The organism is Aestuariicoccus sp. MJ-SS9 (assembly GCF_032586235.1).
Lineage (GTDB): Bacteria > Pseudomonadota > Alphaproteobacteria > Rhodobacterales > Rhodobacteraceae > Aestuariicoccus.
The window spans coordinates 1-6,619 of the sequence record NZ_JAWHTD010000087.1 but is presented as its reverse complement, the minus strand read 5'-3'; the positions used below and the strand labels follow the sequence as shown (position 1 = coordinate 6,619).

Here is a 6,619-nt window from a genome sequence, read left to right as displayed (position 1 = left end):
GACAGCCTGGACGGCGGCGATGGGCGAGACCGGCTCTTCGGGGGTGACGGCAACGACACGCTCGACGCGTCGGGCGGGGCGGCCGAGACGCAGGGCTTCGGCGATCAGGTGCGCCCCGGTCTGGGCGCCGATACCATCCTGGGCCATGCCGGGCTTTGGGAGCTGGGAGAGGGCAACAATCTCAGCTACGGCGACATCTCGGGCGTGGGCGGCATGACCATCGCCATCGGTGTCGACGGCACCGGCACCGCCGTCAGCGGCGACGCGGGTCTTGTCGACGACACCTTCACCTTCGTCAACTTCGTCGAGGGCAGCCAGGACGGCGATCTGATCACCGGCGCGGACGAGGACCGCTTTCAGGGCTATGCGCCGCTGGGCGGGGACGACACGGTGCATGGCGGCGCGGGCTTCGACCAGCTGCAATACGACTTCGAGATGGACTGGTTCGGCGGCGAGGGCAGCGGCATCACCGTCGACTGGGACGCGGGAACGGTGATCGACACCCAGGGCAACACCGACACCTTCACCGGCATCGAGAGCATTCGCGGCAGCCAGCTGGGCGATCTGATGGACGCAACCGGCATGACCGAATGGACCCAGCTGCGCGGCGAAGGCGGCGACGACAGGTTGATCGGCGGCGTCGGCGACAACCGGTTCCGCGGCGGCGACGGCGTGGACACCGCGGTGATCGGCGTGAACTACGACGACGCCACGATTTCCGAAGACGGCGGCACAACGGTCGTCGAATCCTCCGAAGGGTACGACGAGCTGGAGGATATTGAATTCGTCGAGTTCCTCGACGGCACGCTCGATCTGGCGGACAACACCTTCACCAGCGACGGGCCAGCGGACCAGACCCTGATCGGCACCGACGACGCCGACGACCTGACCGGCAACGAGGGCGACGACAATATCTTCGGCCTGGGCGGTGACGACACGCTCGACGGTGCGGGCGGCAATGACAATATCGGCGCGGGGCCCGGCGACGATCTGCTGCGCGGCAGTGCCGGCGACGACCTGATGGGCGGCGGCACCGGCAACGACGACATGGACGGCGATGCCGGAAACGACTTCATGGGCGGCGGCCAGGACGACGACACGGTCGACGGCGGCATCGGCAACGATGTGGTCAACGGCGGGCCGGGCAACGACCTGCTCATCGGCGGCGACGGCAACGACACCATGGGCGGGTCCTTCGGCAGCGACACAATCCAGGGCAATGCCGGGAACGACGACCTCGGCGGCGGATCCGGCCAGGACAGCATCTCGGCCGGAGCAGGCGACGACAGCGTCGGCGGCGGCGAGGCCAATGACGTGATCACGGGCGGCGGCGGCAACGACTTCCTAGCGGGCGGCGGCCGGGACGACGACATCGACGGCGGCCTGGGCAACGACACGATCAACGGCGGCGACGGCGACGACACCATGACCGGCGGTGAAGGGGCCGATGTCTTCGTCTGGAACTTCTTCAAGGACGGCGATGCGGATGTCATCACCGATTTCGAGGACGGGGTCGACAGCTTCCGCATGGTAGGTGTCGAAAACGCGCCGGGTTCCGGTCTGGCCGGAAAGGTTGCCGCGCTGAACATCACCGATACCGCAGGCGGCGCGCTGATCGACTATCAGGGCCACACGGTGCTGATCCAGGGCATCGCAGCGGCGGATCTGACGACCGAGGACTTCACCTTCCTCTGACGGGGGTATCAGCGTTCCCCCCGCGGCAATTGCCGCGGGGGGAATTTCCGTCGCTCCGGTCACAGGGCTTTGAAAAAAGCGCGGCGCGTGGCTTGCCTGTGACGACGTCCAGAGCACCTGCAACCAGGTGACATTGCCTCAGGCCCGGGCCACGATGCAGACGCCGAGGATCACCAACAACAGACCCAGCGCCTTGGCAAGCGAGAACGGCCGCGCGGCTAGGCCCATCGCGCCCAGATGATCGTAAAGCGCGGCGCCGAACAGATTGCCGGTCACGACGATGACCAGAAACGCCGTGACGCCGAGCACCGGTATGCTCTGCATCGAGATGACGACATGGACCGCCCCGAAGACGCCTCCGAGCCAGACCCAGAGAGGCAAGCCGCCCAGCGTGCCCACCGTCAGGTTGCGAAAGCTGCCCGCGACAAAGGCCATCGCGCCGGTGACAAGGGCCGCCGTTGCAAAGGCGAGGAAGACGGCCAGAAGCGGGTCGCGCCCCAGACCTTCGGACAGGCGCGCATAGATCGGGCCCTGTGCCGCCACGAGCATTCCGCCGATAAAGGCCAGAGCGGCGAATGTCAGTAATGTCGCGGACATGGCTCAGAGATATCGGAACATGTATGTCGTCGCGTGGCGCGCCGCGCCGTCCGGATCGTAGGCGAAGTCCGGAATGATTCCAGCCGGCAAGAATCCGACTTTGCGATAGAGGTTTTCGGACACGTCGCCGGTGCGTGTGTCGAGCGTCACCAGCGATTTCCCCGCGCCCCGCGCCGCGTCGAGCGCCGCCTCCATCAGTGCCTTGCCCAGGCCACGGCGGCGGCCTTCGGGATGCACGATCATTTTCGAGATCTCGGCGCGGTGGGGTTGGTTGGGCGGCATCCCCGTGACCAGCTGGACGGTTCCGATCAGTCGGTCTTCGACGAAAGCGCCGAAAAGCTGCCGGTCTCCGCGCTTTACCGCTGAGGCCACGTCTTGCAGCCAGAACCGTTCCGCCTCGGCCTGCGTGAGCGAGTGCATAAAGCTTATGGCGGCCCCGTCCGCGACGCTGTCCATCAGAACGAGGACCAGATCGTTCAGGTGGGTGGCAACCTGGGCGTCGTCGAGTTGGCGAATGCTTTGGGTTTGGTCCGTCATGACAGCGCGATCACATATTTGCAGGGGGTTTTGTCAGTCCGAAAAACCGTCTCGCCGAAGAGTTTGTATCTGAGGCAATCCCCCGCTCTCAGATCGTGAGCAATGCCTTCGACGGTGACCTCCATCCCGCCCGACAGAACGTAGACGTGGTGTTCCTGCCCCGGGATCGCCGGAGCCGCGTAGGCGATCCGCTGACCTGCGCCCAGCACGCCTTCGATCAGTTCGACCGAAAGCTGCCCGTTCGGGGGCGAAACGCTGCGGCGTTCGAACGCGTGTTCGGGGTCGCGCCAGACGGCCTGAGAGGCGCGTCGCTGAACCGGCTGGAAATCCTGTTCGAGCGGGGACAAGAGCTGCGAGATGGGCAGCGCATAGACCGTTGCGAGCCGGCCGAGCGTCTCGGCCGTCGGGCTGACCTCGGCGTTTTCGATGCGGGACAGGGACGCCCGGCTTATGCCGCTGCGCTCTGCCAGCGCGGCCAGGGTCAGGCTGTGCGCCTCTCGCAGACCACGCAGGTGGCTGGCAAGCTTGGCGGCTTCTGATCGAACGGTGATTCCCATATTTGGGATATTTCCCTAATATGGTCGTATCGTCAAGCTTTTCGGTCATGCTTGGCCGATCGCTCAGCGGCCCTGGGCCCGGGTCGGCGCTATCCGAAGAAACCACCGATCCGGTCGAGCGCGCGCCGGATCTCTGGCAGGGCGCGATCCTCGTCGTGGCAGACCAGCCATTGATCGTGCGTCAGCTCGTCCACCACCGGGCCGGCGCGCTCGAGCCCGGGCTGGTGATCGCCGACGAAGGTGGGCAACAGGGCGCGGCCAAGGCCCTTTAGCGCCAGATCCAGCGCCAGACGCGGCGTGTTCGTTTCAGCCGCGATCGCATCGCCGCAGCGTTCGGCCACCCATCGCGCCGATGGCACAGTCGCGCGCACCACGATCCAGCTGTCCGGGGCCCCCGGGGCCTGGAACGGCGCGAATTCCACCTTGCGGAGCCGCCGCCCCGCGAGCCCCGCTTCGGTCGGCCGGCGCGAGCGGAAGCCGATGGCGGCTTCGCGGCGCGGGATCGACAGGACGTCCTCGCCCTGCAACAGCCGGACCCGCAGATCGGGCGGGTCACCGGTCAGGTGGGGAAGCATGTCGGCGATCAGGAAGGCGGTCCAGGTGCCAGCCGCGATCTTGACCAGCGGCAGCGCATCGTCGCGCAAGGGCAGCGTGGCCAGCGCGATGGCCTCTTCCGCCGGTCGAAGCTGGTCCAGCAGGCGCGCGCCATCGTCCGTGAGTTCATAGCCATGCGTGCGGCGCACGAAAAGCTCGCGTCCCAGCGCCCGTTCCAGCGCCCGCATCCGCCGCCCGAGGGTCGGCGCGCTCGACCCCAACTCTCGTGCCGCTGGCGACAACCCGCCCTGCCGGGCGACCGCCAGAAACGCCGCCAGATCGTCCCACGGCACGCGACCGAAATTCAGGGGCGATATGGGCTCTGCCCCCCGCCCCGCAGCCATGTCCGATGCACGCCATTTCTTTTCACTCATGAATTGACCTGTTCATATCGTGTCATTTTCGGCAGCATCATGGATCGCTACCTTCATGGCAACCGAAAGAAGACGAAGGGCGTCATGATCACATCGATTATCCACATCCAAGCGCTCGCGACACTCGCCGCCCGATGCGGCGCCGCAAAGCGCCGCGCGGATCGCAACACCGAACAAGACTTCTATCAACGACACGGCGGGCTGGGCGCGCGCGCGATCTATCGCCTTATGAACGCCCTGTGGTAGCGGTTGGAGGTTTCGGCGCCGGTGAAAGAAGTGGCGAGGTCCGCGTCGAACGGAAGTGCCCAGCCGGGGCGTTGACGAGGGCCATGGCGCCAGCCCGGTGGTCTGCCCCCGCCGGGCCTTGCTCCCCTCAGGCTCGATGTACTCTGGTTCTGGAACCGACGAAGACGTCGTACCGACGCTCCGGCATCCTAGCTGTTGAACCAGCGGCCTCTACGTGTGTCATCGAACCCATCCTTGAACGTCTTACCGTCAACAGACGGCGGATGATAAATCGCTTTGAGCGATTCCCCCGTCAGGAAATCAAGCTCGGCATAGCTGACCCGGCCATCGCCGTATTCGACGATGCAAGTGCCCGTCCCGGTATTCCGTTCCGCTTCGCCGCCTGCGAGCCTTGCAAGGATGGCCGTCGACACGCTTCGCGCCGCGCTTTCCGCAAACGTCCCGGACTTTGGAAGCCCCGTCGCGGCCATGTCACCGATCGCGAATACGTCCGTGTGTCGGGTTTCCAGCGTCGCCAGGTCGATCGGCACCCAGGCGTCCTCGGTCAGGCCGCTGTCTATGACCACCTGCGGGGCGGTGTGCTTTGGCACGCCCAGGAAAAGCTCGAAGGGCAGTTCCGTCCCGTCGTCCAAAGTCGCCTTCCCGTTATCAAGCCGAACCACCGTACGCTGACGCAGAAGGCGGATGCCAAACTCTTCGAACGAATCCATCAGCGCCTGCGCCATTTCGGCCGAGGCGGGCATCGGCGTGGACAGTGGAGAGACGAATGTGATGTCGCACTGGTCGCGGATGCCGCGCTCGGTGAGGTAATGGTGAAGCGTCAAGGCGCATTCGCTGGGCCCGGGCGGGCACTTATACGGAAACCCGCAGATGCCGACGATCACCGGACCGGATGAAAAGCCGGGAAGCACCTCACGCAACCGATCCGCCCCCGCGTTGGAATAGAATTCATTGCCATGCTCGGCCAGCCCGGGGGTCGCCGCAATGTCATAATCGGCGCCCAAGGCGATCACGAGAAAATCGGCGTGATAGGTGCCGCCATCCGTGGTCACGCGCCGGGCATCTGGATCGATGGCGATGATCGTTTCCCGTAAAAGACGAACGCCGGGCTTGTCGAAGGTCTCATACGGCAGACGAACGTCATCGAGCGTGGTCTTGCCGAACATCACGTCGATCCGGTTGTAACCGAAGACGAAGGCGTCGCTCTTGTCGATTACGGTAACGTCGGCGTCCTCGCCCAACGCGTCCGACAAAAGGGTTGCCAGTTCCAGACCACCAAAGCCGGCGCCTAGAATGAGAACTCGAGATTTCATGTTTCGTCCTTCAGGTAAGACCGATCTCGGAGCTACCCGAAGATCATCCGGTTACCTTAAGACAGGGTCTGGTCAAGACTCCTAGCGACGCCAGCCGCGTCGAGCCATTCGCAAGTTTACGCATGGCACGGCCAGAAAAGTCAATCAAGCCTGTCCCGCCGAGCGCATATCGGGACGAGCGGGACTTTATGTATCGGGGAAAGCTGGTTGCCGCTTCGGTCGTCGGGATGGACCGCGCCGGGTTTGGCAGAGGCCGATTGATCTTGGCCACGCGGCCATGTCCGATCTTTCCAAAGCCGCATGGCGGTTTGCCTCGGGCTCTGCCAACAGGCGGAGAGGGTCCAGGCGTCGGAAAGAAGAACACCGCCGTCCTGATCGGCGATGGCGGGCCTCTTCCCGAACGCCTCGATGTCGGGGGCTGTCATCCCGGCAACCGGGCCCGGTCCGATGTCGGCAGGCCCGGCCTGAAGTACAAAAAACTTGATTCTTCGGCAAACTTGAACGACGCTCGCTCATCGCGGTATCCTGGCAAGAGGATGCCAATATACTGAAAATAATAATAAATTCAGCCATTGCCATACTCTGGGGATGCCTGCCAGGGGGAAATGCAATGGTTGCAGCTATTTCGGTGATTAGGGTCAGGACTCATTCACATTTCATAGCCAGAACATGACGGTTGCGGCTAACGCGATGGCTGAGAGGAAGG

The 6,619-nt window shown here is 64.6% G+C and carries 7 protein-coding genes; 2 read left to right on the top strand and 5 right to left on the bottom strand.

Features of this window, described 5'->3' with window-relative positions; genetic code table 11:
• On the top strand, positions 1 to 1,695 hold a 1,695-nt coding region (locus RXV88_RS22910; RefSeq protein WP_316296009.1), incomplete at its 5' end, for a calcium-binding protein.
• A gap of 138 nt (positions 1,696 to 1,833) precedes the next feature.
• Here the strand turns inward: RXV88_RS22910 and RXV88_RS22905 are convergent.
• The 4 genes from RXV88_RS22905 to RXV88_RS22890 all read right to left on the bottom strand — a co-directional run bounded on the left by RXV88_RS22905 (position 1,834) and on the right by RXV88_RS22890 (position 4,354).
• The gene (locus RXV88_RS22905; RefSeq protein ID WP_316296008.1) at positions 1,834 to 2,292 is read right to left on the bottom strand and encodes a DMT family transporter; all 459 of its coding nucleotides are present in this window, start codon (positions 2,290 to 2,292) and stop codon (positions 1,834 to 1,836) included.
• A 3-nt stretch (positions 2,293 to 2,295) separates the two neighbouring features.
• Positions 2,296 to 2,829: a GNAT family N-acetyltransferase gene (locus RXV88_RS22900; RefSeq protein ID WP_316296006.1), complete on the bottom strand. Its 534-nt coding sequence runs from the start codon at positions 2,827 to 2,829 to the stop codon at positions 2,296 to 2,298.
• Positions 2,826 to 3,386: a helix-turn-helix domain-containing protein gene (locus RXV88_RS22895; RefSeq protein ID WP_316296005.1), complete on the bottom strand. Its 561-nt coding sequence runs from the start codon at positions 3,384 to 3,386 to the stop codon at positions 2,826 to 2,828. The genes RXV88_RS22900 and RXV88_RS22895 overlap by 4 nt, the downstream gene beginning before the upstream one ends.
• Before the next feature lie 89 nt (positions 3,387 to 3,475).
• A complete protein-coding gene (locus RXV88_RS22890) occupies positions 3,476 to 4,354 on the bottom strand; it encodes a LysR family transcriptional regulator (RefSeq protein WP_316296004.1) in 879 nt (292 codons plus the stop codon).
• A gap of 39 nt (positions 4,355 to 4,393) precedes the next feature.
• Here RXV88_RS22890 and RXV88_RS22885 point away from each other — a divergent pair, with 39 nt between their 5' ends.
• The gene (locus tag RXV88_RS22885) at positions 4,394 to 4,600 is read left to right on the top strand and encodes a hypothetical protein (protein ID WP_316296003.1); all 207 of its coding nucleotides are present in this window, start codon (positions 4,394 to 4,396) and stop codon (positions 4,598 to 4,600) included.
• Between the two features lie 188 nt (positions 4,601 to 4,788).
• Here the strand turns inward: RXV88_RS22885 and RXV88_RS22880 are convergent, their stop codons facing one another.
• A complete protein-coding gene (locus RXV88_RS22880) occupies positions 4,789 to 5,913 on the bottom strand; it encodes an NAD(P)/FAD-dependent oxidoreductase (RefSeq protein WP_316296001.1) in 1,125 nt (374 codons plus the stop codon).
• Positions 5,914 to 6,619: the final 706 nt, after the last annotated feature.

Coding starts and splice junctions, on each gene's coding strand:
- RXV88_RS22890 (WP_316296004.1), bottom strand. CDS start 4,354: ATGAGTGAAAAGAAATGGCGTGCATCGGACATGGCTGCGGGGCGGGGG.
- RXV88_RS22885 (WP_316296003.1), top strand. CDS start 4,394: ATGGATCGCTACCTTCATGGCAACCGAAAGAAGACGAAGGGCGTCATG.
- RXV88_RS22880 (WP_316296001.1), bottom strand. CDS start 5,913: ATGAAATCTCGAGTTCTCATTCTAGGCGCCGGCTTTGGTGGTCTGGAA.
- RXV88_RS22900 (WP_316296006.1), bottom strand. CDS start 2,829: ATGACGGACCAAACCCAAAGCATTCGCCAACTCGACGACGCCCAGGTT.
- RXV88_RS22905 (WP_316296008.1), bottom strand. CDS start 2,292: ATGTCCGCGACATTACTGACATTCGCCGCTCTGGCCTTTATCGGCGGA.
- RXV88_RS22895 (WP_316296005.1), bottom strand. CDS start 3,386: ATGGGAATCACCGTTCGATCAGAAGCCGCCAAGCTTGCCAGCCACCTG.